Origin of the sequence: Clostridium thermobutyricum (assembly GCF_000371465.1) — a bacterium.
Taxonomy (GTDB): Bacteria; Bacillota; Clostridia; order Clostridiales; family Clostridiaceae; genus Clostridium; species Clostridium thermobutyricum.
In genome coordinates this window covers 281,775-307,740 of sequence record NZ_KB850958.1, presented here as the reverse complement: position 1 = coordinate 307,740, position 25,966 = coordinate 281,775, and the positions used below count along the sequence as shown (strand labels likewise).

General features: G+C 25.1%; 27 protein-coding genes. 21 read left to right on the top strand and 6 right to left on the bottom strand.

The window, feature by feature from the left end; all coding sequences use genetic code 11:
* Positions 1 to 66: 66 nt before the first annotated feature.
* Positions 67 to 678 (bottom strand): hypothetical protein, encoded by a 612-nt coding sequence (locus HMPREF1092_RS15000; RefSeq protein WP_002599527.1) that lies wholly within the window; start codon positions 676 to 678, stop codon positions 67 to 69.
* 400 nt (positions 679 to 1,078) lie between these two features.
* Between HMPREF1092_RS15000 and HMPREF1092_RS14995 the strand changes: the two genes are divergently transcribed.
* From HMPREF1092_RS14995 to HMPREF1092_RS14970, 6 genes are all read left to right on the top strand, one after another.
* Complete coding sequence (locus HMPREF1092_RS14995; protein WP_002599526.1) at positions 1,079 to 1,855, top strand: N-acetyltransferase; 777 nt, start codon at positions 1,079 to 1,081, stop codon at positions 1,853 to 1,855.
* A gap of 143 nt (positions 1,856 to 1,998) precedes the next feature.
* Positions 1,999 to 3,153, top strand: a complete 1,155-nt coding sequence (locus tag HMPREF1092_RS14990; RefSeq protein WP_002599525.1) for an exonuclease SbcCD subunit D — start codon at positions 1,999 to 2,001, stop codon at positions 3,151 to 3,153.
* A gap of 3 nt (positions 3,154 to 3,156) precedes the next feature.
* Positions 3,157 to 6,297 (top strand): AAA family ATPase, encoded by a 3,141-nt coding sequence (locus HMPREF1092_RS14985; protein WP_002599524.1) that lies wholly within the window; start codon positions 3,157 to 3,159, stop codon positions 6,295 to 6,297.
* Between the two features lie 44 nt (positions 6,298 to 6,341).
* On the top strand, positions 6,342 to 7,202 hold the full coding sequence (locus HMPREF1092_RS14980; protein ID WP_002599523.1) for a DMT family transporter: 861 nt from the start codon (positions 6,342 to 6,344) through the stop codon (positions 7,200 to 7,202).
* Between the two features lie 180 nt (positions 7,203 to 7,382).
* Positions 7,383 to 7,703, top strand: a complete 321-nt coding sequence (locus HMPREF1092_RS14975; RefSeq protein WP_002599522.1) for a hypothetical protein — start codon at positions 7,383 to 7,385, stop codon at positions 7,701 to 7,703.
* Between the two features lie 603 nt (positions 7,704 to 8,306).
* Positions 8,307 to 9,017, top strand: a complete 711-nt coding sequence (locus HMPREF1092_RS14970) for a GntR family transcriptional regulator (RefSeq protein ID WP_002599520.1) — start codon at positions 8,307 to 8,309, stop codon at positions 9,015 to 9,017.
* Between the two features lie 69 nt (positions 9,018 to 9,086).
* Here the strand turns inward: HMPREF1092_RS14970 and HMPREF1092_RS14965 are convergent, their stop codons facing one another.
* On the bottom strand, positions 9,087 to 10,283 hold the full coding sequence (locus tag HMPREF1092_RS14965) for a M20 metallopeptidase family protein (protein WP_002599519.1): 1,197 nt from the start codon (positions 10,281 to 10,283) through the stop codon (positions 9,087 to 9,089).
* A 256-nt stretch (positions 10,284 to 10,539) separates the two neighbouring features.
* On the opposite strand from HMPREF1092_RS14965, the gene HMPREF1092_RS14960 reads away from it, so the two are divergent.
* The 9 genes from HMPREF1092_RS14960 (at position 10,540) to HMPREF1092_RS14920 (ending at position 17,040) form a co-directional block, all read left to right on the top strand.
* On the top strand, positions 10,540 to 10,863 hold the full coding sequence (locus HMPREF1092_RS14960; RefSeq protein WP_002599518.1) for a DUF3784 domain-containing protein: 324 nt from the start codon (positions 10,540 to 10,542) through the stop codon (positions 10,861 to 10,863).
* Between the two features lie 196 nt (positions 10,864 to 11,059).
* The gene (gene phnG, locus HMPREF1092_RS14955; RefSeq protein ID WP_040414489.1) at positions 11,060 to 11,482 is read left to right on the top strand and encodes a phosphonate C-P lyase system protein PhnG; all 423 of its coding nucleotides are present in this window, start codon (positions 11,060 to 11,062) and stop codon (positions 11,480 to 11,482) included.
* Between the two features lie 2 nt (positions 11,483 to 11,484).
* On the top strand, positions 11,485 to 12,078 hold the full coding sequence (gene phnH / locus HMPREF1092_RS14950) for a phosphonate C-P lyase system protein PhnH (RefSeq protein ID WP_002599516.1): 594 nt from the start codon (positions 11,485 to 11,487) through the stop codon (positions 12,076 to 12,078).
* The gene (locus HMPREF1092_RS14945; protein WP_002599515.1) at positions 12,078 to 13,175 is read left to right on the top strand and encodes a carbon-phosphorus lyase complex subunit PhnI; all 1,098 of its coding nucleotides are present in this window, start codon (positions 12,078 to 12,080) and stop codon (positions 13,173 to 13,175) included. Before phnH ends, HMPREF1092_RS14945 begins: the two co-directional genes overlap by 1 nt.
* Positions 13,168 to 14,019, top strand: coding sequence for an alpha-D-ribose 1-methylphosphonate 5-phosphate C-P-lyase PhnJ (locus HMPREF1092_RS14940; RefSeq protein ID WP_002599514.1), 852 nt, complete (start codon positions 13,168 to 13,170; stop codon positions 14,017 to 14,019). The genes HMPREF1092_RS14945 and HMPREF1092_RS14940 overlap by 8 nt, the downstream gene beginning before the upstream one ends.
* Complete coding sequence (locus tag HMPREF1092_RS14935) at positions 14,012 to 14,857, top strand: ATP-binding cassette domain-containing protein (RefSeq protein WP_002599513.1); 846 nt, start codon at positions 14,012 to 14,014, stop codon at positions 14,855 to 14,857. The genes HMPREF1092_RS14940 and HMPREF1092_RS14935 overlap by 8 nt, the downstream gene beginning before the upstream one ends.
* Before the next feature lie 262 nt (positions 14,858 to 15,119).
* Entirely contained in the window at positions 15,120 to 15,686 is a 567-nt protein-coding gene (locus tag HMPREF1092_RS14930; RefSeq protein WP_002599512.1) for a TetR/AcrR family transcriptional regulator, read from the top strand.
* A gap of 12 nt (positions 15,687 to 15,698) precedes the next feature.
* Positions 15,699 to 16,691 (top strand): aldo/keto reductase, encoded by a 993-nt coding sequence (locus HMPREF1092_RS14925; RefSeq protein WP_002599511.1) that lies wholly within the window; start codon positions 15,699 to 15,701, stop codon positions 16,689 to 16,691.
* Between the two features lie 118 nt (positions 16,692 to 16,809).
* Positions 16,810 to 17,040, top strand: a complete 231-nt coding sequence (locus HMPREF1092_RS14920; protein ID WP_002599510.1) for a hypothetical protein — start codon at positions 16,810 to 16,812, stop codon at positions 17,038 to 17,040.
* A gap of 78 nt (positions 17,041 to 17,118) precedes the next feature.
* On the opposite strand, the gene HMPREF1092_RS14915 is transcribed toward HMPREF1092_RS14920, so the two are convergent.
* The gene (locus HMPREF1092_RS14915; protein WP_002599509.1) at positions 17,119 to 17,700 is read right to left on the bottom strand and encodes a hypothetical protein; all 582 of its coding nucleotides are present in this window, start codon (positions 17,698 to 17,700) and stop codon (positions 17,119 to 17,121) included.
* A 601-nt stretch (positions 17,701 to 18,301) separates the two neighbouring features.
* Positions 18,302 to 18,604 (bottom strand): hypothetical protein, encoded by a 303-nt coding sequence (locus HMPREF1092_RS14910; protein ID WP_002599508.1) that lies wholly within the window; start codon positions 18,602 to 18,604, stop codon positions 18,302 to 18,304.
* Positions 18,605 to 18,933: 329 nt separating this feature from the next.
* Here HMPREF1092_RS14910 and rsgA point away from each other — a divergent pair, with 329 nt between their 5' ends.
* The 4 genes from rsgA (at position 18,934) to HMPREF1092_RS14890 (ending at position 22,892) form a co-directional block, all read left to right on the top strand.
* Entirely contained in the window at positions 18,934 to 20,016 is a 1,083-nt protein-coding gene (rsgA, locus tag HMPREF1092_RS14905) for a ribosome small subunit-dependent GTPase A (RefSeq protein ID WP_002599507.1), read from the top strand.
* A 163-nt stretch (positions 20,017 to 20,179) separates the two neighbouring features.
* Positions 20,180 to 20,812, top strand: a complete 633-nt coding sequence (locus HMPREF1092_RS14900; RefSeq protein ID WP_002599506.1) for an HAD family hydrolase — start codon at positions 20,180 to 20,182, stop codon at positions 20,810 to 20,812.
* Positions 20,813 to 21,014: 202 nt separating this feature from the next.
* Positions 21,015 to 22,022 (top strand): serine hydrolase domain-containing protein, encoded by a 1,008-nt coding sequence (locus HMPREF1092_RS14895; protein WP_002599505.1) that lies wholly within the window; start codon positions 21,015 to 21,017, stop codon positions 22,020 to 22,022.
* Positions 22,023 to 22,067: 45 nt separating this feature from the next.
* Positions 22,068 to 22,892, top strand: a complete 825-nt coding sequence (locus tag HMPREF1092_RS14890; protein WP_002599504.1) for an MBL fold metallo-hydrolase — start codon at positions 22,068 to 22,070, stop codon at positions 22,890 to 22,892.
* A 31-nt stretch (positions 22,893 to 22,923) separates the two neighbouring features.
* Here the strand turns inward: HMPREF1092_RS14890 and HMPREF1092_RS14885 are convergent, their stop codons facing one another.
* The gene (locus HMPREF1092_RS14885) at positions 22,924 to 23,328 is read right to left on the bottom strand and encodes a hypothetical protein (protein WP_002599503.1); all 405 of its coding nucleotides are present in this window, start codon (positions 23,326 to 23,328) and stop codon (positions 22,924 to 22,926) included.
* Positions 23,329 to 23,410: 82 nt separating this feature from the next.
* Positions 23,411 to 23,806, bottom strand: a complete 396-nt coding sequence (locus HMPREF1092_RS14880; RefSeq protein ID WP_002599502.1) for a hypothetical protein — start codon at positions 23,804 to 23,806, stop codon at positions 23,411 to 23,413.
* Between the two features lie 265 nt (positions 23,807 to 24,071).
* On the opposite strand from HMPREF1092_RS14880, the gene phnM reads away from it, so the two are divergent.
* Positions 24,072 to 25,247, top strand: a complete 1,176-nt coding sequence (gene phnM / locus HMPREF1092_RS14875; RefSeq protein WP_002599501.1) for a phosphonate metabolism protein PhnM — start codon at positions 24,072 to 24,074, stop codon at positions 25,245 to 25,247.
* Between the two features lie 24 nt (positions 25,248 to 25,271).
* Positions 25,272 to 25,964, top strand: a complete 693-nt coding sequence (locus HMPREF1092_RS14870) for a phosphonate C-P lyase system protein PhnL (protein ID WP_002599500.1) — start codon at positions 25,272 to 25,274, stop codon at positions 25,962 to 25,964.
* Positions 25,965 to 25,966 lie beyond the last annotated feature (2 nt).

The following is a 25,966-nucleotide window of genomic DNA, read 5'->3' as shown; positions in this document are numbered from 1 at the left end:
TACATTTCATTAATGATTTAATACATTTATAAAATAATTTTAAAATTAATAAATTTAGATTTTATATTATTTTATAAATTTTTCTATAATATTGATTACATCAATTTGAATTTCTAAACTTTTAACAGGTTCTTTTTCTATATTTAAAGAGTGATTTGCTCTTTTAAAGTTTATTAGATTATGTCCATAAGAAGCAGTTAAGCTTTCTATATTTTCTTTTGATAAAAGAGGATCTGAACTTCCTGTTATAATTAGAGCGTTTTTATCTATTCCCATATCAACAGTTTTATTTATTGGACTTATACAAACATTAGTTACATCAAATTCTTTTAAGTTTTTATTTATAACATTTTGAACACAAGTACCAATGCTTTTAGCTATTATAATTATTTTTTTATAGCTTGGCTTTAAAATGCTTTTTATTTGAGCTAAAGTTTCATTAGCAGCTATATCAAATTCTGTAGGAACATCAAATCCTTTTCTAGCTTTTTGAAATCCATATTCTATTCTAGCTACATCATATCCTAATTTTAAAGCTAATTCACTAGCATATTCTAAAGTAACTCTATCTAGTGTATAAGCAATTCCAGGAAGTATTATTGCTAAAGTATCACTTCCTTGTTCTACAAAATTTGGAGATAACTCTACACCCCAATGAGATTTAATATTGTTGCTCATATTGTCATCTTCTTTCTTTATGTATTAAATAATTTAAAATTTTTAATATAAGAGTATTGAAATATATATAAAAATATATACTAATATTATGTATATATTATACAACTTAATAATTTTTTTTGAAATTGAAATTACACAGTTTTTTAAGAATTAAACAAATGTTATAATTATTCTATATATTTTATTAGAATAAAATAAAAAGTAGAAAAAATCCATATAAATGGTATTAATACTTTAAAATAACAGCATAAGTCTTAGCATTAATTTTATTTCATACGTTGAATTTTACAAAGCAAAATATTTTATAGGATATATATTTATTAATAATAGAAAGGAAGGTTAATGTAATAATTAGGCTAATTAAAGAAGTTAGTTTTTGTTTTGAAAGTGAGGAAATAGTATGGAAATTATTGATATTACAAAAGAAAATTTGGAGAGCGAGCACATTTGTTGTGCAATAGCTAGTAATGAAGATTTTCAGGTATTATCAAAAAAAAAATGGATTTTTGAAAGATTAGATGAAGGACTTGTATTTAAAAAAGGAAATGTTAGAGGTAAATGTTTTATTGAATATATTCCAGCTGAAATGGCTTGGGCACCAATAATTGCAGAAGGATATATGTTTATTAATTGCTTTTTGGTAGCTGGTCAATATAAAGGGCGAGGTAATTCAAATTTACTTCTAGAGGAATGTATTAAAGATAGTAAAGAAAAAGGAAAGAAAGGACTTGTTATTTTATCTTCTAAAAAGAAGGCACCTTATCTTTCTGACCCTAAATTTTTAAAATATAAAGGGTTTAAAGTAGTAGATACTGCATATCCTTATTATGAACTTTTATATTTACCTTTTAAAAAGAGGGAAAAGAAACCAAGATTTAAGGAAAATGCAAAAAAATCTTCAATAAAAGAACGCGGATTTATTTTATATTATACTCATCAATGTCCTTTTACAGTGAAATATGTTCCACTGATTGAGAATCTTGCAAAATCTAAAAATATTCCATTTAAGGCAATTCAAATAAAAACGAGAGAAGAAGCACAAAACGCACCATCACCATTTACTACATATAGTTTATTTTTTAATGGTAGATTTATAACAAACGAAATTTTATCAGTAAAAAAATTTGAAAGAATAATTGCGTTGTACGGTTTATTAAAAAAAGATCCAGCTGTATAGTTTTTCTATACAGTTGGATTTATTTTTTTTAAATAATTAAAAAAGGAAATCTACTTAATAATTTTATTAATAGGAACATACTTCTATTTATAAATGTTATAATAATTTTGTTATGTAAATTAGATTGATTAGGAGGAGTTTATATGAAGATATTCCATACGGGAGATTGGCATATAGGTAAACTTGTGAATGGGTTTTATATGACTGAAGACCAAAGATATATTCTTTCTCAATTGTGTAATGAAATAGAAAAAGAAAACCCAGATGTACTTCTTATAGCTGGTGATGTTTATGATAGATCTATTCCACCTGTTGAAGCTATAGAACTTTTAAATGATACTTTAAAGAAAATTATTATAGATTTAAAAACACCTGTTATTCTTATAGCAGGTAATCATGATAGTAACGAAAGAATTGAATTTGGAAGTTCATTTTATGAAGCTTGTAATTTTTATGTTAGTGGAGAGCTTAAAAGTGAAGTTAAAAAAATAAATTTAAAAGATAAAGATGGAATAGTTAATTTTTATCTTATTCCTTACGCAGACCCTTATTATGTAAGAAAATTATATAATGAGGAATCTATAAAAACTCATGATGATGCTTTGAAAAAGATATTAGAAAATATAGATTTAAATAAAAATGAGAGAAATGTAGCCATATTCCACGGTTATGTAGCTAAAGATAGTGAAAAAATAATAGAAAGTGATTCAGAGAAAAGGCTTTCTATTGGAGGAACAGAAGTTATAAAGTCATCTCATTTTAAGGATTTTAATTATACAGCTCTTGGGCATATACATAGTCCACAAAGAGTAGATGGAGAAAATATTAGATATTCTGGTTCTCTTATGAAGTATTCTTTTTCAGAAATGAATAATAAAGTTGGTATAACTAAAATAGAACTTAATGGAGATGGAGATGTAACAGTTACTCGTACCCCTTTTAAGCTTATGAGAGATTACAGAGAAATTAGAGGAGAGCTTAGTGAGCTTATTTCAAAAGAATTTATCCAAACTCAAAAAATAGATGATTATATAAAGGTTACTTTAACTGATAAAGGTGAAGTTATAGAGCCTATGCAAAAGCTTAGAGAAGTATATCCTAATATAATGGAGCTTAGAAATGAAAGTAGATTAAAAGAGCTTAATATGGAAGAGGAAAGCATAGCACAGCTTAAAGAAAAATCAATTTTAGAGCTTACTTGTGATTTCTTTTCATCTATAAGAGAAGAAGAAATAACAGATGAAGAGTTAGCTTTAGTTAAATCTGTTTTAGAAGAAGTGGAAAGGGAGGATAAGTAAGTTATGAAAATAAGAAAGCTTATAATAAGTGCTTTTGGACCATATGGAAAAAAACAAGAGTTAGATTTTGCTAAAAATTTAGATAAAGATAGTATGTTTGTAGTAACAGGAAATACTGGAGCAGGAAAAACAACTATTTTTGATGCAATAAATTTTGCACTTTATGGAGAAGCAAGTGGAGCTAGTCGTGATACTAAAAGCTTTAGAAGTAATTTTTCTAGTGCAGAAGATGAAACATTTGTAGAACTTATATTTACTCTTAAAGGAAATGAATATAAGATTAAAAGAAATCCAGAGTATAGAAGAAAAAAGAAAGTTGGAGAAGGCTTTGCAACTGCAAAACCAAGCGCAAGTCTTGATATAAATGGTGGTAGAGGATTTGAAAATGGAAAAACTATAACTGGATATGGAAATGTAACTCGCGAAGTAGAAAGGATATTAGGTATAAATAGTATTCAATTTAAACAGCTTGTTATGATTCCACAAGGGGAGTTTAAAAAGCTTTTAGAAGCAAAAAGCCAAGATAAAGAAGAGATTTTTAGAAAAATATTTAAAACAGATATTATAAAATCTTTTCAAGAAAATCTTAGAGAAAAAGCAAATAAAATAGTTAAAAATAGTGAATGTCTTATTAGAGATAGAAAAAACAGAATAAATGATTTTATTTTAAAAGATAATTCAGAATTAAAAGAATTAGTTCAGTCTGAAAATTTAAATGTACAACTTATATTAGAAAAATTTTCTGAAGACGTAGAAATAGATAAAACAATATTTAGTGAAAAAGAAAAATTAAAAGCTAATTTAGATGAAAAAAGACAACAGCTTCTAAAAGAATATAATGAAGGTAAAAAGATAAACGAAGATTTTGATAGCTTAAAAAGTGTAGAGGAAAAAATAGAATCACTCATAGAAAATTTAGAGAATATAAAGAAAAAAGAAGAGGAAAAGCTTTTAGGAGAAAAAGCTTATGAAGTTTCAATAAAAGAAAATGAGTGGAGAAAGATAGACTTAGACCTTAAAAATAGAGAAAAAAAGCTAGAAAATATAAATAAAGATTTAGAGGCAAGCTTAAAAGAAAAAGAAAGTAAGGAAATAGTTTTTAAAGAAGAAGAAAAAGCTTTCGAAAGAGTAAAAAGTATAGACTTTGAATTGGAAAATTTAAAAGGCTTAAAAGAAAAGACTTTAGGATATGAAAGCAAAGAAAAACTTTTAAAAGAACTAGAAGAAGAATTAAAGAAAGCTACTTATGAGCAAAAAATAGTTGAAGAAGAAAAAGAAAAAAATAAAATATTACTTGAAAAATTAAAAGATTATTTAGATAAGTGTAGACTAGAAAGTGATAAAAAGATTCTTTTAGAGAGAGAAAAAAATGAAATTATAAATAAAGATAGAGTTTTAAGAGAACTTATATCTAAGGTAAATTCAACTTTAGATCTTAAAAGTAGACATTTAGAAAAAGGAAATAAATACAATATACAATTAGGTATTGTAAATGAGAAAGAAAAAGAGTATAAAGAAGCAGAGGATAAACTTTTTAGAAGCCAAGCAGGAATACTTGCAAAAAATTTAGAAGAAGGAATGGAATGTCCTGTATGTGGTTCTACAAATCACCCTAAAAAGGCTGTTTTAGAAAGTATAGATATTACAAAAGAAATAGTTGATGAGCTAAAGAAATCCTTTGATGATGAGAATAAAATTTTCTTGGAATTAAAAAGTCAAATTCAAAGTTTAAAAGAAACTTTTGATGAAAATATAAGTGAAGTTTTAGCTTTAGCTAAGGAAATTTTAAAATTAGAAGATTTAGAAATTGAAAAAGTTAAATCTTTAGGAGAAGAAGAGCTTATAAAAGAAGGTGAGAATCTAAGAAAAGTTACCTTAGATATAAGGGGAATTGATGAAATATTAAAGAAAGAAAAAGCTTGTATAGGTAAAGAAAAGAGTCTCTTAAAAGAAAAGGAAGAAAAGGAGAAAAAACTAGAATCTTTAACAAATGGTATAAATAGCTTTAAAGTTAAAATAGCAAAGACTACAAGTGAAGTAGAAGAAATAAAAAATAGATTTAATGGAGAAATAAAATCTCTAGAAGAACTAAATTTAAGAGAAATAGAATTATTAAAAGAAAAAGAAAATATAGAAAAAGCTTTTAATATTGCTAAAAATGATTTAGATATTATAAATTCTAAAGTTAATAGTTTAAAAGGAAATTTAGAAGGTGAAAAAGAAAGAATACTAGAGCTTAAAAAAGAAGAAGAAAAATCATTTAAAGAGTTTAACGATGCTATAGAGAGCTTTAATTTTAAAGATATAGAAGATTATAAAAAATCTAAAAAAGATAAAAACATATTGGAAGCTTTAGATAAGGAGATAATTAGTTTTAATGAAGAATTAAAAGGAAATAAAAAAGTTTTAGAAGAGTATAAGAAAAAATTAAAAAATAAAGAAAGAGTGGATTTAGAAAGCATTTTAGAAAAAGGAAAATCAATACGTAAAGAGATTGATGAAAAGGAAGAAGAACTTAGAAAAATGCAATCTAATATAGAAAATAATTCTAGAGTTATAGAGTATATAAAAGATATAAATAAAAAGATGGAAAAAGATGATAAACAATATAGAGTTGTTGGAACTGTATCAAAACTTGTAAATGGTGAAAATGAAAAGAAAATAACTTTAGAGAGATATATCTTAGCAGCATATCTTGATGATATTCTTCATGCTGCAAATAAAAGATTCTTAAAGATGACTAATGATAGGTATAGGCTTTTAAGAAAAACAGAACTTGGAGATAAGAGAGTAGGTCAAGGACTAGACCTTCAAGTATTTGATGGATATAGTAACAAAGAAAGAGATATTACATCACTTTCTGGGGGAGAAGGATTTAAAGCATCTCTTTCAATGGCACTTGGACTTTCAGATGTAGTTCAAGAGACAGCTGGAGGAATTCAATTAGATACAATGTTTATTGATGAAGGATTTGGAACTCTTGATGATGAATCATTAGAATCTGCAATTGATGTTCTTTCAGAACTTCAAGGTGGGGGAAGAATTGTGGGAGTTATATCACATGTTAATGAACTAAAAGAAAGAATTCAAAAAAAGATAATAGTAAATGGAGATAAAGATGGAAGTACAGCAAAATTCCTTTAAGGAATTTTGTTCTTCCTAAATAGCACTAAAGAGGAGATTATAAGATGAAAAATACAGCGGGAATAATATTTGCAATTTTAGCTTCAGTTTGTTTTGGTTTTTTAGGAATTTTTGCTGAGTTTGGTTATGAAAATGGTTCAAATCCAACAACTGTACTAGGAGCTAGATTTACTATAGCTACAATTTTAATATTAATAATTATAATTATAGGAAAGAAAAGTTTAAGAGTTACTAAGAAGCAATTAATTTACCTTTTTCTAATAGGAAGTGTAGGATATACATTAACTACACAAATGCTTTTCTTATCATATAAATATATTGGAGTTGGACTAGCAACAGGAATTCACTTCATATATCCATTATGTGTATGTATATTTGCTTTTATATTTGCAGGAGAAAAATTTACAAAGAAAAAGACAATAGCATTGATAATATCAATAATAGGAGTATTTTTATTATCTGCTTCTGAAAAAAGTGGTTTAGATATAAGAGGGATAGGACTAGCTTTAGCTTCAGGAGTTGTTTATGGAGCTACAGTATTTGCTATGGGAAAAGAAGAAGTTAAAAATTTAAATAGTTTAGTAGTAACATTCTATTGTTCAGCCTTTGCAGGATTAATAACTATAATAATTGGGTTAGTTACAAATAAATTAGTATTTAAAGTAGATGGTGGAATAATATTTTCTTATTTAGGAATAGCTTTAATTTCAACAGTTCTTGCATTAGTTTTACTACAAGTAGCAATAAGAAAAATTGGGCCTTCAAAATCATCTATACTTGGAACCTTTGAACCAATTGTAGGGATAATTGCTAGTGCCATAATTTTAGGTGAACACATTGATTTATTTACTATAATTGGAATAATAGCAGTTGTAATTTCAGTTGTATTAGTAGCAAAAGAATAATTAAATTAGAGTACATACATGATATAAAAATTGAAAATTTTTTAGAAAATAAACCTCATATAGAAATGTTCCTTAAATAGAATGAAAAATATATTTATAATATATTCTAATGAGAATTCATTAATTTAAGGGTAATGAGTATTATAAATATATATACAGGAATTTTTAGGAGATGAGGTTATGGCTGATTTTATTATAGCAGCTTTGCCCTGGATAATTTTTGGAGTAGTTAATGTAGTAGTATTAGTTGACTTTCAAAAGAAAAATAAAATTAGAAATATTGAAAATAGAGAAAATATAGAATATGTAAACACTTTAAAGAAAAAAGAAAGTACCGAAGAAGACGATTATATGTCAATTGGTATGAGTATAGGAATGTGTATTGGGGTGGGAATAAGTTTATTATTTATGAAAGCATTTGGAACAAAAATTCTAATTTATGGTGTATGCTTTGGAATGTTAGGTGGAATGATGGTAGGAACATTAATTAAGAAAAAATAATTTATAAAATATCTAAAAATTATAATTGTTAAGGTAGTCTAATAAGTTTGGCTACCTTATAATTATGTCTTAAATTAACTTTTTAGATTTTTAAAATAAAAATAATAAAACTAAATTTAAATTAGAGGATTAGAATGTTTCTTTTGAAAATATATGGTTAATTGTGTAAATTAATAATTAAATATACAAAAATTAGGAAGAAATGCTACTATTATGAGGTATATTAATATTGAGGTGATTTAAATGAACATAGTTGAAATGTTATTATGGTTACCAGTAGTATTAATGGTATTTATCCCTTGTGCAGCATTTGTATCATTAATTTGTGATGCTATAAGAGGTAGCAAGAAGTAGTGAATTAAAAATTCACTACTTTTATATTTAAATAAATTTTAAGAAAAAGGTGTAGTCAAAAAATTTTCGGCTACACCTTTTAGAAATGAATTTTATAAATTATTGAAACAGACAATTATATTATAGGTTATATAAATGAACGGAAATTGAATATTAAAAAAAATATACCAAATTTTAACTTAAACATAACATTGATTTTGAAGGTTAATGAATATAAAAATAGAATAGTAATTCTATGAGGTGAGAGGTTTGGATAATTATGAAAGAAGGAGAATGGTAATAGACCAAATAATAAGAGATATTGAAAATGGAATTTATAAAAAAGATGATAAGTTACCTTCTGATAGAGAATTTAGTGAAACATTTAATATTTCTAGATTGGATGTAAGAAAAGCATTTGAAGTTTTAGAGGGAATGGGATATGTTTATTCATTACAAGGAAGAGGTAGGTTTGTAATGAAGAACTTTAGGAGAATTAAATTAGAGTTTTTAGATAAAAGAGGATTTAATGAAAAATTAAAAAAAGATTGCTATCAAGTAGAAACTAAGAATTTAAGTTGTGACTTAATAAATTATGAAGAATATATATATTCAAAATTACAGGCAAAAAAAGAAGATAAAATTTATAAGCTTTTAAGATTGAGATTAATAAATGATTTACCAGTAGCTTACCATATATCATATTTAAAAGAATCTGTATTTAAGAATATTAACTTTGATTGGAAAAAGATTAAAGAAATAAATAGTTATTATAAGAAAAATGAAATAGAAGATGTAGAAAATAAAAATATAGAACTTACAGTTGAATATGCAAGTAGAGATATAAGAAAAACTCTAAATTGTAAGGAGCTTATCCCTATATTAAAATCAGAGCATAATGTTATTGATAATAGGAGTGGCGATGTTATAGAGTTTACAAATATATTTTATAGAGGAGATATATTTAAATTTTCTATATGAATTTATAAAAAAAGTAAAAGTAGTGAAAAAAATCACTACTTTTATTTTATATGTTATAAATTTTTATAATTATAAATTTTCTTTTAACCACATAATTGAATTATATGCAAGCATTGCAGAGCCACTAGTTAAAATATCTTCATTAAATCCTACACAGCTATGATGCATTGGATATCCAAAAGAAGGATTTTCTTCTTTCGTACCGGCACCTATAATAAAATAGGTACTTGGAACTAATTTTGCTATAGCAGCAAAATCTTCTGAAGCCATTCCACTATTATTTTCTTTAATAACATTTTTACTAGTACCAAATAAATCTTTAGTGTAGCTAAAAAGTTTTTCTGATAAATTAGAATCATTTATTAATGGTGGAACTGAAACAACTTCTTCAACTAATGCAGAACCTCTAAAAGCTTTAGATACATTCATAGAAATATCTTTAACTCTATCAAAAGTGAATCTTCCAACATCCTCAGATAATGTTCTTATAGTTCCTTCCATAACAACTTTTTCTGGAATAATATTAGAAGCTGTTCCTCCAACAAATTTTCCAATAGTTAAAACTACAGGATCTGTAGCAGATATTTCTCTAGAAGGTATTTCTTGTAATGCTAGATATACATGTGAAGCAATATTTAAAGGATCTATTCCAGTTTCAGGCATAGCTCCATGACATCCAATGCCAGTTATAGTGATTTTAAATTTTATACAGCTTGATATACAAGTTCCCACAGAGTATACAATTGTGTTACTAGGAGCATTAGAAAATACGTGAAGTGCCATTGCAGCATTTACTTTTGGATTTTCTAAAACTCCAGCTTTTATCATACGTTTTCCACCGGTAAATCCTTCCTCATCAGGTTGAAATAACAGTTTTATAGTTCCATTTATTTCAGATTGATATTTTTTTAGAAGTTTCGCAGCTCCTAAAAGCATAGTAGAGTGCATATCATGTCCACATGCGTGCATATTTCCATTTGTAGATTTGAAATCAAAATCAGATTCTTCTTCTATTGGTAGTGCATCCATATCAGCTCTTAAAAGAAATGTTTTGCCATCTTTAGGACCTTTTATAGTAGCAAGAACTCCTACTTCATCAATAATTTCAGGAGTATATCCGAATTCTTTCAATTTAGATGATATAAATTTCATAGTATTAGGTAAATAAACACCTACTTCAGGATGTTTATGTAATTCACGTCTAATTTCTATTAAACTAGACTTTAATTCTTTAGAGTCATTTAAAATATTTTCTTTAAATTCCATTTTAATCACCTTCTGTAATAATATTATATAAATTTTATCACTTTAAAAATTTTAGACAATATAAATTATTTTATTTAAAACATAATTAATTAAAAAATTATATTATATTTTTAAATTGGTAATTTTATTCAAATTTTAAGTTAGTAGAAGATGAAGTTTAAATAAAATAAGTATATTAATTTAGAAGATATAAATAGGTAATAAAGTAATCAAATTAAAATACGATATATTAATAAATAATATTTTGGAGGAAGTTATGGAGATTATTATATTATCAATTACACCTATATTTTTGATTATTTTAGGTATTGTTATTAGGACAGGAAAAGCAAACTTTTTAATTGCAGGATATAATACAGCTTCAAAAGAAGAAAAAGAAAAAATAAATGAAAAAGAACTTGCTAAATCTACTGGAAACTTATTATTAATATTAGGAGGTATTCAATTTATTTTACTAATTTGTAGATTATTAAGTTTAGGAGATTTTAAATTTTTATTAGTTTGTGTAAATATATTATTTATTTTTGTGACAATTGGTGGGGTTATTTATATGAATACAGCAAAAAAATTTAAAAGATAACTATGATATATTTTATAATGAAAAATTGTAATTAGAATTTTATAAAAATTTTAAAATAAATATTTGAAAAAGAGATATTTAAGTAAGATATCTCTTTTTTTTATGATTAAAAATATAACATAAAGATTTAACAAAACTTAAAGTACACCTAACATAGCGCCAAGATATAATGATGGCAAAGGAAGGTGAAGAGAAAATGGAGAGAAGAAGAAGGACAGAGATTCTTATAAAGGGGAGAAGAAAAGTTTTAAGTCATATTGTAAGTCATATTAGGTCAATACACAAAGTAGAGGTTATAAATGAGCCAAGTTTAGGACTTTCTATGATAAAGATGAGAGAAAGAGGAAAAGGAGAGCTTTTTTACATAGGAGAAGCTTTAATAACTGAAGCTAAGGTTTATGTTGATGGAGCTATGGGAATTGGAATTTTATTTGGAGAAGATAGTGATAAAGCACTGGATTTAGCTATTGTAGATGGAGCATATAATTTAAATTCAGAAGAATGTAAGCTTTTTTATGAAATTCTTCTAAGAGAAGAGGAAAGAATAAAAAATTTAGAAAATAATAAAAAAAATCAAATTTTAAAAACTAAAGTTGATTTTACAACTATGGAGGTTTAAATATGAATAGTTTAGAAACTATACATTTTATTCAAGAAAGTTATAGAAAGCTTTTAAATACAATGGCTAGACCAGGAGTTATTGAAAAGTTAGAAGATAATTTTTCAAAGGAATGTAATTGGATTGATTTTTTATTTGGAACATATAGCATAATGAAAATGCTTCTTGATACAGAAACAAGTTTTAATATTTTTTCACTAGAAGAAAATAAAAATGAAAATATTATAAATGGATTAACTGGAGCAAAAATAAAAGATACAAACGAAAGTGATTTTATTTTTGTATCTTTAGATAAGAGAGAGAATATAAAAGAGGCTATTAAAAATGCTAATATTGGAGATTTAATTAATCCAGAAAAAGGTGCAACAATATTTATTGAGGTTAAAGATATTAATAAAGGAATAAAAGTTAAATTAAAAGGTCCAGGCATATTAGGAGAAAAAAATATATTTTTACCACTTGAAAGCTCATTAATTCATATGAGAAATGAAAAAGTTTCAGAATATCCTACTGGAATTGATTTAGTTTTTATAGATAAAGAAGGAAACATTTTATCTATTCCAAGAACAACTAAAATTTTGGAGGTATGTATTTAATGGGATATGTTGCAGTTAAAGGTGGTAGTATTGCCATTGAAGGATCTATAAAAAGACTTTTTTATGAAAGAATTAAAGGTGGAAGAATTTTAGATGTTAATGAAATAGAAAGTGGAATGAGAGGGCTTATAGATACAGTTATGTCAGAAGGAAGCATATATTCAAAAAGATTAGCTTCTATAGCAATAAAACAAGCAGAGGGAAATATAGAAGAAGCAGTTTTTTTACTTAGAGCATATAGGTCTACTCTTGAAAGAAAATATTACACAGAAATAGTAGATACAGAAGATATGTTTGTTAAAAGAAGAATATCAGCTAGTTTTAAGGATATAGAAGGTGGACAAATTTTAGGAGCTTCTCATGACTATACTCATAGACTTTTAGATTTTTCTTTACTTGATGAAAAAAATGAGGATATTAAGAAGTTTTTAGAAGATTTTAATATGGGAATAGAAGAAAGAGAAGGTTCTCTTAGAAATATTCCTAAAGTAATAGATGGATTACGAAAAGAAGGATTAATAAAAGAAATAGAGTTTAACGATTCTGAACCAGAAGACATAACAAAAAAATCTTTAGAATTTCCAACTAAGAGAAGTGAAAGATTACAAAGCTTAACTAGAGGTTCAACAGGAGCAGTTAATGCACTTGCTTATTCTGCTTTTAGAAGTTGTGGAATAGAACATCCAACAGTTGGAGAGCTGAGAGTTGGAGAAGTACCAATTACAATAAAAACAAGTTTATCTAATGGAAATCCACTTGATAATTATTATATAGGAGAAGTCAATATAACAGAAGTTGAAACTCTTATTCCAGTATCTTTAGAAGAAGATGGGAAAAAAACAAGGGGATTTGAAGTAGGATATGGAGTTTGCTTTGGACAAAATGAAACAAAAGCAATTTCTATGAGTATTCTTGATAGATGTTTAGAAGAAAAAAATAAAGATTTTCCAACAGGAGATGAAGAATTTGTTCTTTATAGTATAGATGTAATTGAATCATCAGGATTTATGTCTCACTTGAAGCTTCCACACTATGTAACCTTCCAATCAGAATTAGATAGCGTAAGAAAGACTAGGGAGGAAAATAAAAATGAATAATTATAATTTTGCATTTTTTGATGAAGGCTCAAAAAGAGAAATAAGAAGAGCAAGTTTAAAAGCTGTTTGTATTCCAGGATATCAAGTTCCTTTTGCATCAAGAGAAATGCCAATTGGGAGAGGATGGGGAACAGGAGGACTTCAATTAACTCTTTCATTAATAGGTCTCAAAGACATTTTAAAAGTAATAGACCAAGGTTCAGATGAATCAGTAAATGCAGTTAATATAAAAAAATTAATTAAAAAAACAACAGGAGTTAGAGTTACAACAAAGACAGAAGAATCAACTCTTATTCAATCAAGACATAGAATACCTGAAAAAAAATTAAAAGAGGGACAAATATTAGTACTTCAAGTACCTACTCCAGAACCACTTAGAATGGTAGAAAAAAGTGAATTTAAAACAAAAAGACTTCATGCTGATAAAGAATATAGTGGTGCATGGTTAATGCTTTTTGAACAAATAATAAAATATAGAAAAATGACTACAGGAGCTGACCATCCTGTGCTTGTAAATAATAGATACGTAACTGCTCCAAGTCCAATTCCTAAATTCGATAATCCAAAGCTTAATAATAGTGAAGCTTTAATTTTATTAGGTGCTGGTAGAGAAAAAAAGATTTATGCAATTCCACCATATACAAAAGTAAAATCTTTAGATTTTGAAGATTATAAATTTGAAGTAGAAAGCTTTAAAGAAAAGAAATGTAAATTATGTGGTGCAGAAAATGTTTATCTTGATGAAGTTATAGATAATAAAACGGGAGAAAAGTATTATCAATGTAATGATAGCTCTTATTGTTTAGAGAGAGTAAATACTTTAGGGGGAAATGGTGATGAGTAATTTTGAAAATCCAGTATTAAGTGTGAAAAATTTAAGAAAGCAGTTTGGTGATGGATGTAGTAAATGTAGAAATCTAAGTGAAGCAAAGCTTTCAAAAAATTACTGCCCTCATTGTGGTACTGTTTATGCATGTAGAGATATTTCATTTGATTTATATGAAGGAGAAATATTAGGTATTGTTGGGGAGAGTGGAAGTGGAAAATCAACAATGATGCAATGCCTTTATTTTGATAAGGAAGTTTCAAGTGGAAAAGCATTTATGAAGGCTTATGAAAATGGAGAAAAAAATATATTTTTAGAATCTACTCAAAGAAAAAGATATATAAAAAATAATATATTTGGAAAAGTATATCAAAATCCAATGCTAGGATTAAAGATGGACTTTTCATGTATAGGAAATATTGCAGAAAAGCTTATAGGAGCAGGGGAAAGAAATGTTTCTAAAATGGAAGAGAGAGCAAAAGAATTATTAGAATGTGTAAATATTCCAACCTTTAGAATGGAAGAAGAACCAAAGAATTTTTCAGGAGGAATGAAACAAAGAGTTCAAATAGCAAAAGCTCTTTCAAATAATCCTCCAGTATTACTTTTAGATGAAGTAACAACAGGATTAGATCTTTCTGTACAAGCTAATGTTTTAGACCTAATAAAAAAATTACAAAGAGAATTTAAAATAAGTATGGTTGTAGTATCTCATGATTTAGGTGTTATAAGAATGCTTGCAGATAGAACTCTTGTTATGTTAAATGGAGAAGTAGTAGAGGAAGGATTAACAGACCAAATATTAGAAGACCCTCAACATGAATATACACAACAACTTGTATATTCATTATTATAAGTCATAAATTAACCCTTTAAAATTTTATATATAAACAAAAAAAGGCTGCCTAAATTAAGCAGTTTTTTTTATATAATAAAATTTTATTTTTTATATTTAAAACTAAAAAAATATATTAAATAATTAAAAATAAAATATCTAAATAAAAAATAATTATTATATTTTGTTTAGATTAATTGACAATAAAATTTTTAAGTGATAATTTTAATTTAAACTGAATGAATGTTCATTCAGTTTTATAAAATTTATATTAGAGGTTATTATGATAAAAAAAGATAAAAAAAATATAGTATTAGAATCAACACTTGAATTAGTTTCAGAACAAGGAATTTATTCTACTTCAATGTCACAAATTGCTAAACATGCAAACATTGCAGTAGGAACAATATACCTTTATTTTCCCAATAAAGAAGATTTAATAAATTCACTTTATTTTAATATTAAAACTGATTTAGCTGATTATGTTTTTAAAAATTATTCAGAAGATAAGTCTATAGAAGAAAGATTTTTTATTTTATTTAAAAATATAATTAATTATTTTATAAAGCATCCAAAAGAATTTAGTTTTGTGGAACAATGCGTAAATTCTTCTATGATTCCTTCTCATATAAAAGAAGAAGTAGTTGATGTGTTTAAAAAGGCTAATAATTTATTTAAAGAAGCATATGAAGAAAAAGTTATTAAAGATCTTCCAATAGAAATGCTTATTGCACTTATTGATGGAGCAATATTTTCTATAGTTAGGCTTTATTTAAAAGGAAATATTGAAGTTGATGAAGATATTATTAATTCAGGAATAAATGCTATATGGGATTCAATAAAAAGATAGGAGAGATTTATTATGGAATACAGGAAAAATAATAAAAATGGACTTGAGCTATCTAAACTTGGACTTGGTTGTGGCAGCATGACAAATGCTATGGATATTACTGAAAAAAATAAAAGTATAGAGGTTATTCATTCAGCTATGGATTCAGGTATTACTTTATTTAATACAGCAGATTTTTATGGCTCAGGACAAAGCGAAATGATTCTTGGAGAAGCTATTAAAGGAAGAAATAGAGATAAAGCATTTGTATCTTTAAAATTTGGTTCTTTAATGTCACCAGATGGTAGAATGTATGGATTAGATGTTAATCCTTTAAACATAAAAAATTATTTAACATATTCACTTAAAAGATTAAATTTAGATTATGTAGATCTTTATCAACCTTCAAGAATTGATTTAGGAATTCCTGTTGAAGAGGTTATAGGAGTAATGTCAGAGCTTGTTAAAGAAGGATATGTAAAACATATTGGACTTACTCAAGTTGATGCTGAAACTTTAAGAAAAGCAAATGATGTTCATAAGATAAGTTTAGTTGAATATGAATATTCTCTTTTTAACCGTAGTATAGAAAAAGAAATTTTACCTACAGCAAGAGAATTAGGAATAGATGTTGTAACATTTGGAGCATTAACTCATGGAATGCTTAGTGGAAATTGGACAAAAGATAAAAAATCTGGATATAATTCTATGATTTCATTATTTGCAGAAGAAAACATAGATAAAAATCTTTCTTTAGTAAACAATTTAAATAAGATTGCTATGGAAAAAAATATTACATTACCACAATTATCAATTGCTTGGTTATTAGCTAAAGGAGAAGATATTATACCTTTAATTGGTTCAAGAAAAGTAAAAAATCTTCAAAACTCAATAAAATCTTTAGATATAGTTTTAAGTGAAAATGATGTTAAAAGAATAGAAGAAGCAATACCACAAAATGAAATAGCAGGTACAAGTTTTCCAAATATGAAATTTAAAAATGGAAAAGTAGTTGGGTTAAAATAAAAAAATTTTTAAAGAAAAATTTCATATAAAATAATATAGTTTGTTTGGATAATTTTGCATATAATTGAGTTGGATTTAATAGTAAATTATAAAGGTGTTTAAGAAAAGGGAGAGAATTATGGGAAAATTTAAAAAAGAATATTTAATAAATATAGTCATATCATTAGTTACACTTATAAGCTTTTTTATGATTATAAAAATAGATAATGAATCTAGATTACCAATAAACATAAATACAGATTATCATATGAATTCATTACCATATATATATGTAGTTTTAATTGGGCTTTGTGTATTAATTATCTTTAATTTATATAAATTTTTAAAGACTAAGAAACAAAATTTATAATTAATAAAAATAGAGTGTTATTTATGAATGAGTATAAATTATAGGTGAGGTTGTATTAAAATACAGCCTCATTTTTAATTACAAATATTTTTCTAAATTTTTTAGATAAAGATTATATTTATCTGTTGAATTTTTTTTAAGCCATAGAAAAATTTTATCTAACATGAAGTGTTTATCTTTAGATATAGGGCTATTTATATAAACTTTTTTATACATTTTTTGAATATCTTTTAGGCAATCTAACCCCCTAAGATAATGTTTTAAATTAGCTACAAATAGTTTTAATATATGATCATAGTTATTTTGTTTTAAAATTAAATCTTCTTTAGTTAAAGTTTTAAAATGCGGAGTTGCTATACATTTTATATCTATAATAGCAAAAGGATTTTCATTTGAAATAGCTAAAGAAATTATATAAGTTTCAGGAGCAAGGCTAGGAGCATAATCAGAAAAGATTATATTGTAATTTAAAGATAGAATATCTTTAATTTTAGTAATAAATAAGCTATTATCAATTCCTGATACATCAATTTCTATATCAATATCAGAGTAATCATCATAAGTTCCCTTAATAAGACTTCCATATAAATTACAAGCTTTTATTTCATAAATTTTTAAAAGATATTGTTGAACATCTTTTGCATATTGTAAAAGTTCCATATAATTTACCTCCTATTAGTTACTTTTAATTATAACAAATCAAATTTTTTCTTTTTTTGCAATTATGAAATTTATTGTAAATAGTAGTATAATATAGAGTTAACGGTTATGAAAAGAATGATGTTTTATGATGAGAAAGGATATTGTAGTAGTTAGGCAGGTATCTTTAGCTTAAACAAATGCCTCATATATGGTTTTATATTTAAATTCAGGGGGAATAAAAATTTAAAAAGTAGGTTTAAAAGATTTAGGATTAAATGAGAGTTATATTGAAGAAAGTAAAAACTATGATGAAGGTTTATTTTTAGGAAGAGTAAGTGTTCAGCATAGGAATATGTATAATATAATAACTGAAAAATGGAGAAATAAAGGCTGAAGTATCAGATAAATTTAAATATGAAGTTAATGATTTAGAAGGTTTTCTAGCAATATGAGATAGGTACAAATTTTAGCTCCACCAACAGGTTCTTATGGAGCTGCAACTTATTTGAAAAATAACTGTAAATGGAATTTAAACATATAAATTAAAAATACCTTTATGCTGAATTTTTTTACATAAAGGTATTTTAATTATAGATCTGTTTTTAAAAAGTTTTGATAATTAGACATAAAAAATCTTACTTGTTATTGTTAAAGCAATAATTATAAAAATAAATATTACAGATATTATAATACCTGACTTTGCCAAGTAATCATTTTTATATTTATATCCTATAAATAATGATATAAATAGTAGTAATAAAGAAATTATTGCAATTGGTAGTGATAATCCAATTGAATTTAGAATATGTTGTCCTAAATATTTTCCATTAAAGAAAGTAAATGAAAACATACTTGCGAATATAGAAAGTATTAATGAAAAACTTCCTATTCCCCACTTTTTAGAGTTATTTATTTGCGTCATATTTATCCCCTTAATATACATAGTTTTATTTAGAATTATCAATATAATATTTTATACTATTATTATATATATTTATGGATTATAATTCCAGAAATTAAACAAATAAAAGTACAGAAATATAGATTACTATAATTATGACAAAGTAGAACTTTTTATTTTTTTAATAAATATGAAATTTATTGTAAATGCTGATATAATGTAGAAGTAATGATTATGAAAGGAATGATGTTTTATGATGAGAAAGGATATTGTAGTAGTTAGGGAGGTATCTTTAGCTTAAAAGTATGCCTCCTACAGGGTTTTGTATTTAAATTTGGGAGGAATAAAAATTGAAAAAAGTAGATTTAAAAGATTTAGGATTAAATGAGAGTTATATTGAAGAAAGTAAAAACTATGATGAAGGTTTATTTTTAGGAAGAGTAAGTGTTCAGCATAGGAATATGTATAATATAATAACTGAAAATGGAGAAATAAAGGCTGAAGTATCAGGTAAATTTAAATATGAAGTTACTGATTTAGAAGGCTTTCCAGCAGTAGGAGATTGGGTTTTAGTTGATAGAGATAATGATATAAATGGAAATGCTATAATACATCATTTACTAAAGAGAAAAAGCTTTTTTAAAAGAAAAGTTTCAGGAGATAGAACAGATAGTCAAGTAGTTGGAGCTAATATAGATACTATATTTATTTGTATGTCTTTAAATAATGATTTTAATTTAAGAAGATTAGAAAGATATATAGCTGTAGCTTTTGATAGTATGGCAACTCCAGTAATTGTTTTAACTAAATCTGATTTATGTGATAACATAGATGAAAAATTAATTGAAATAAATAATGTAGCTATAGGAATAGAAATTATAGTTACAAGTAGTGTTTCAGAAGATGGTTATGATGAAATTAAATCTTACCTAAAGAAAGGTAAAACAATAGCTCTTATAGGCTCATCAGGTGTTGGGAAATCAACAATGATAAATAAACTTCTAGGTGAGGAAAAAATAAAAACAAATGAAATAAGTGAAAATGATAAAGGAAAGCATACTACAACTTATAGGCAATTGTTTTTAGTTGAAACAGGTGGAGTTCTTATAGATACACCAGGTATGAGAGAGCTTGGCTTAATTGGAGCAGATATAGAAAAAAGCTTTGTAGATATAGAAGAATTAGTCTTAAAATGTAAGTTTTCAGATTGTAGACATGAAAACGAAAAAGGGTGTGCAGTTAGAGAAGCAATAGAAAATGGAACTTTAACAGAAGAAAGACTTAGAAATTATAAAAAACTTCAAAGGGAATTAATATATAATGAATTATCTTCTAGCAAGGCTTTAGAAAGAGAAAAAATAATAAATATGTTTGGTAGTATGAGCAATATGAAACAGTTAACTAGACATATAAAAAATAAAAAAAGATATTAATAAAAAGAGGCTAAAGCTTTAAATGGCTTTAGCCTTTTTACATTTATTTTATTAATTGTAGATAAATTATTTTCATAATAAAAATTATATAAACAACTTGATATTAACAATGATATAATTTAATCTGTTTATATACTTTGGTTTAAAAATAGGGGGATATAGGATGAAGAAATATAAGTGTGTAATATTTGATTTAGATGGAACAATGCTAGACACAGAAAAAATGAATATGGTTCCACTTCAAAGGCTTATAAAAGAGGAATTAGGAAAAGATATAGAATATGATGAACTTTTAAAATATAGGGCATATGCAGGAAAGAAAACATTAGAATTATTAGAATTTAAAGATATAGAAAATTCTTATGATAGGTGGGTAAAATATGTTAATGAATATGAAGATGGTGCAAAACTTTATGATGGTTTTAAAGAAGTTATAGAAGTATTAGATAAAAATGGAATACTTCTTGGAATTGCAAGTTCTAAAATGAAAAATCAATATGAAATAGATTTTTTTAAAACTGGACTTCAGGGATATATGAAAAGTGTGGTTCTTGCTGAAGATACAGAAAATCATAAGCCTCATCCAGAGCCTTTATTAAAAGCTGTTGAACTTTTAAATATAAGTCCAAAAGATGCAATTTATGTTGGAGATACAATAGCAGATTATAAAGCTTCTAAAGAAGCAGAAATGGATTTTGCATTAGCAACTTGGGGTGCATTTGACTTAACAGATATAAAAGCAGATTATAATCTAAATCACCCAAAAGATATTTTGAAAATTTTAGATATAAAATAATTATATAAAGTTGATTTCTTTAAATTAAGAAATCAACTTTTTTATATAAAATATTATTTTTAGAATAATAGAGTATTTTTTATGGTGTAATTAAAGAAAATAAGTTTAAAGAGAAAAGATAAATTATCACAAATATATTTTAATTATTTGTAAAAAAGGTTTAAAATGGTACTAGAAGAGCAGAAAGTATAAAGGAGAATTTATGGAGAAAAGAAAAATAATAAATAAATTAAACGGAGTTGCACTTATAGGAAATAAAAATGGAATAGAAGATATTATTGTAAATGGATTTAATGATTTTGAAAATAAGATAAGGCACACAGAAGATTCTAATTTTTTGATTTGTTCAATATCAAAAATGTTTGTTTCAATAGGAATAAATCAATTATGTGAAAAGAGATTAATAGATAAGAATGATTTTATGACAAAATACATAGATAAATATTTTAGTGATACTAATATTACAATTTATCATTTATTAACACATACATCAGGAATACCTGATTTCACAATATATAGAAAAGATATAGATTGGACTAAAAATTATTCTCCAGATTATATATTAACTCTTATGAATAGAAAAGGGCTTAATTTTGAACCTGGGTCTAAGTGGAGATATGGGAATACAGGATATTATATACTTGCTTTAATAATTGAAAAGGTTACAGGAATGAAATATGAACATTATATAAAAGAAAATATATTTGATATTGTTAAGATGGATAATACATTTTTTGCAATAGATGATAATAAAAATGTTGTAAATGCAAATATAAAAGGAAAGCACAATTCAAATTTTAATCCAGGCCTTTTATTTGGGTCAGGAGATATTGTATCTAATGTAAAAGATTTATATAAGTTTTCAAAGGGTATTTTAGATAATAAATTAATAAAAAAAGAAACTTTAGAGGAGATGTCAAAGCCAGTATTTGAAAAATCAACATTTAAGTATGGAGAAGGATTATATTTAAATAATCATTTTAATACAAAAATGTTAGGTCATTTAGGATTAATACCAATGGGATTTTCAACTCAGCTTAGTATTTATCCTGAAAAAGAAATAATTACAATTGTTCTTACTAATGATAGAAAAAAAATTCATCCATTAGTTATACCAGACCTAAATGGAAAATATATTGATTCTTTGATAGGTGAAGAAATCTTTAATAAAAAGATAGGATTTATGAAGAAAGCTTATTTTTTTAAATAAGATAAATATAATAATCGATAAGATTAAAGTTTTTAGGAGGAAAAAATGATAATAACAACTTTAGTAGAGAATTTATCAGTATCTAATGAATATAAAAATAAACATGGTTTAAGTTTTCATATAAAAACAAAAAATCATAATATTTTATTTGATTTAGGACCAGATAAATCTTTTTTAGAAAATGCAAAAAAATTAAATATAGATATAAGTGATGTAGATATAGCAATTATATCTCATGGGCATAGTGATCATGGAGGAGGCTTAGAAGGCTTTTTAAAGAATAATAATAAAGCAAAGGTCTATATAAATAAAAATGCTTTTGGACTTTATTATACATCTATTTTAAAGTATGGAAAGTATTATATAGGACTAAATAGAGAACTTAAAGATGATAAAAGAATAATTTTAACAGATGATAATTTTAAAATAGATGAAGATATTCTTTTGTTTTCTAATGTAGATAGAAAAAAATTTCTTTCAACATCAAATAAATCACTATTAAAAAAAGAAGGAGATTTATATTTAGAAGATGATTTTAGACATGAACAAAATTTAATTTTAAAAGAAAGGGACAAGCATATACTTATTTCTGGTTGTTCTCATTGTGGAGTAGTAAATATATTAGATAAAGCCTCAAAAATTTTAAATGAAAATATAGATATATCAATAGGTGGACTTCACTTATGTAAGCCAAGTACTAAAAAAATAGAAAAAGAAGAATTTATAAGAGCTTTAGGAGAAAACTTAAAAGAGAGAGATACAAAGTTTTATACATGTCATTGTACAGGAGAAAAACCATTTTCTATATTAAAAGAGATACTTGGAGAAAAAATAGATTATTTAAAAACAGGAAGTATTTTAGAAATATAAGAAAAGCAGACTTTAATTTAAGTCTGCTTTTTTAATCAATCTCTAAAGTTTTTCCAGCACTATCATTATTTGAATTATATATGGATATTGTGTATTCTAATTCTTTAAAATTTTTTTCAGTAAAGTCTCCGCTTATAATATCGCAGATATCTGATATTAAAATAGAATCTGATAATATCTTAGTGTTTTCTTTTGCAATAAATTCAGTAGCTTGTAAAATAATATTTTTTGAAGTACCATCTTCATTTTGAATAGTAGTAGATAGTTCCAGTGTATAAGTAACATCTTTTTGATAATTTGCTTTAGCTGCATAAGTTACAAAAAGGTCATTAGAGAAGATATCTATTGAAACATCTTTAAGTGGCGTATTAATAAAATCACAGCTTACAAGAAAAATAGAAATAAAAATTACAATAATAGAAATTAATTTTTTCAATTTAAAATCCTCACTTATTAATATTAAAATTTATTTTATGATGTAGTATTTATATTTAGAATAAAGAACTTTATTAAATTAACTAATTTTCATTAATATATATATCTAATACACCTAAAGAATTTATTTTATGAATAATAACTTTAACATTTCCAAAATGACCTTTTTCTAAATATCCTACTACATATTCTTTATGAATATTATCTTTAATATCTTTATATTCTAAAATTATTGCATCTTCACTTTGAATTGATCTTGTATCAATAGAAATTTTAAAAGAATTATTTTTTTCAATTTTAGGTATTTTTTTTATTGAACCATTAGTTTTAAATTTTAATTCCATATTTGAAATAGATTGATTTGTATTATTTAAAATAGTTATATTATATTTATTGCTAAAAATAATACTTAAAAAATATAAAGCTCCAGATAAAAATATTATCAATAAACAAACAATTAGCTTTTTCTTTGTTTTCATAAAATCTCCTTTAGATATTATATAAATTAAATAATTTATAAAGACAATTAGATTTAATTTACTATATAGTTTTTTCTCGGATATATTAAAAATAAATTTAGTTAATAAGACAAAATGTAATTTTATTATTATTTGAAACACAGCATTTAAATAAATTTTAAATGCTGTTTTTTAGTTAAAAATCTAAAATGAAGATTTAACAAAACTTAAAGTACACCTAACATAGCGCCAAGATATACTAAAGGCAAAGGAAGGTGGAGAATAAATGAGATATGTTATAAAGAATGGAAAGATTGTAACAGAGTATGGAATAAAAGAAGGATTAAGTTTAGTTATAAATGAGGATAAGATAGAAGGAATTTTTATAGATTCATATACAGATAAAGAGAGTGTTGTTATAGATGCAAAAGGTGGATACATAGCACCAGGATTTATAGATATTCACTCAGATTATATTGAGCTTATGACATCACCAAGACCAACTTCAGTAATGAATTTTGATGTTGGAATAAGAGAAACAGAGAAAGTTTTAGCTTCTTGTGGAATTACTACAATGTATCATTCTCTTTCTCTTGTAAAAGATGATGAATTTTCTAAAAAGCCAATTAGGGAAAGTAAAAATGTTAAAGGGCTTTTAGAAAAAATAAATGAAAATAGTTTAAATCTTATAAGAAATAAATTTCATGGAAGACTTGAAATAGATAATTTAGGGCAAGTAGATAATTTAAAGGAATATATAAAAGAAGGAAAAGTACAACTTCTTTCTATAATGGACCACTCTCCAGGGCAAGGACAATATCGTGATTTAGAAATTTATAAAAATACTCTAAAAGGTTATAGAAAAGATATAAGTGAAGAAGAAATAGAAAGTATTTTAGAAAATCATAAAAATAAAGAAAAATTAACTTTAGAAAATATAAAAGAATTAATAGAACTTGGACGTGAAAATGGAATTTCTGTTGCATCTCATGATGATGATACAGTTGAAAAGTTAAATTTAGTTAAAGAAATGGGAGTTAATATAAGTGAGTTTCCTATAAAGCTTGAAGTTGCTAAAAAAGCACGAGAAAAAGGAATGTTTACTGTGGCAGGTGCACCAAATGTACTTTTAGGTGGTTCTCATTCAGGAAATTTAAGTGCAGCAGAAGGAGTATTAAATGGATATATAGATATTCTTTGTAGTGATTACTATCCTCAAGGGATGTTACATTCTGTATTTATATTAAGTGAAAAATATGGATTAGACCTTTGTGAAATGTTTAAGCTTGTAACATTAAATCCAGCTAAGGCAGTTGGGATAGATAAAGAATTAGGTTCAATACAAAAAGGAAAAAAAGCAGATATTTTAATAATAAATAGAGATAAAGACGGTTCTCCAATAGTTAGTAAAACTATAGTTAATGGAAAAATAGTTTCATCTATAGGATTTGATTTAAAATAATAAAAATTTATAGGAGGATTAAATATGGAATTATTGAAAATAAAAGGTCTTTCAAAAAGTTTTAATATATATAGTCTAGGAAAATATATAGAAGTATCAAAGGATATAAATATAACTTTAAATAAAGGTGAATTTATAGGAATAACAGGAAAGAGTGGAAGTGGGAAATCAACAATTCTTAAATGTATATATAGAACTTACTTACCAAAGAAGGGAGATATAATTTATTTTTCTGAAAAATTTGGAAAGATAAATCTTTCAGAAGCTAAAGAAAGAGAAATAATATATTTAAGAAAAAATGAAATAGGGTATGTATCACAATTTTTAAATGTAATGCCTAGAACTACTGCTAGAGAAGTAGTACAAAATGCACTTTTAGAAATGGGATATAAATTAGAATATGCAAAAGTTGAAACTGAAAAAATGTTAGAACATTTTGAGTTAGATAAAGAACTTTGGGATAGCTATCCAAATAATTTTTCTGGTGGAGAAAAGTTAAGACTTAATATTGCTCGTGCAATGGTTAAAAAACCAAGACTTCTTCTTTTAGATGAACCAACAGCAAGTCTTGATAATAGCTCAAAATTAAAAGTTAGAGAACTTATTGAAAATCTTAAAAGAGAAGGAACAACAATGATTGGAATATTTCATGATTTAGAGTTTATGGAAGGCTTATGTGACAAAGTTTATAACATGGAAAAAGGAAATTTTGTTTAGGG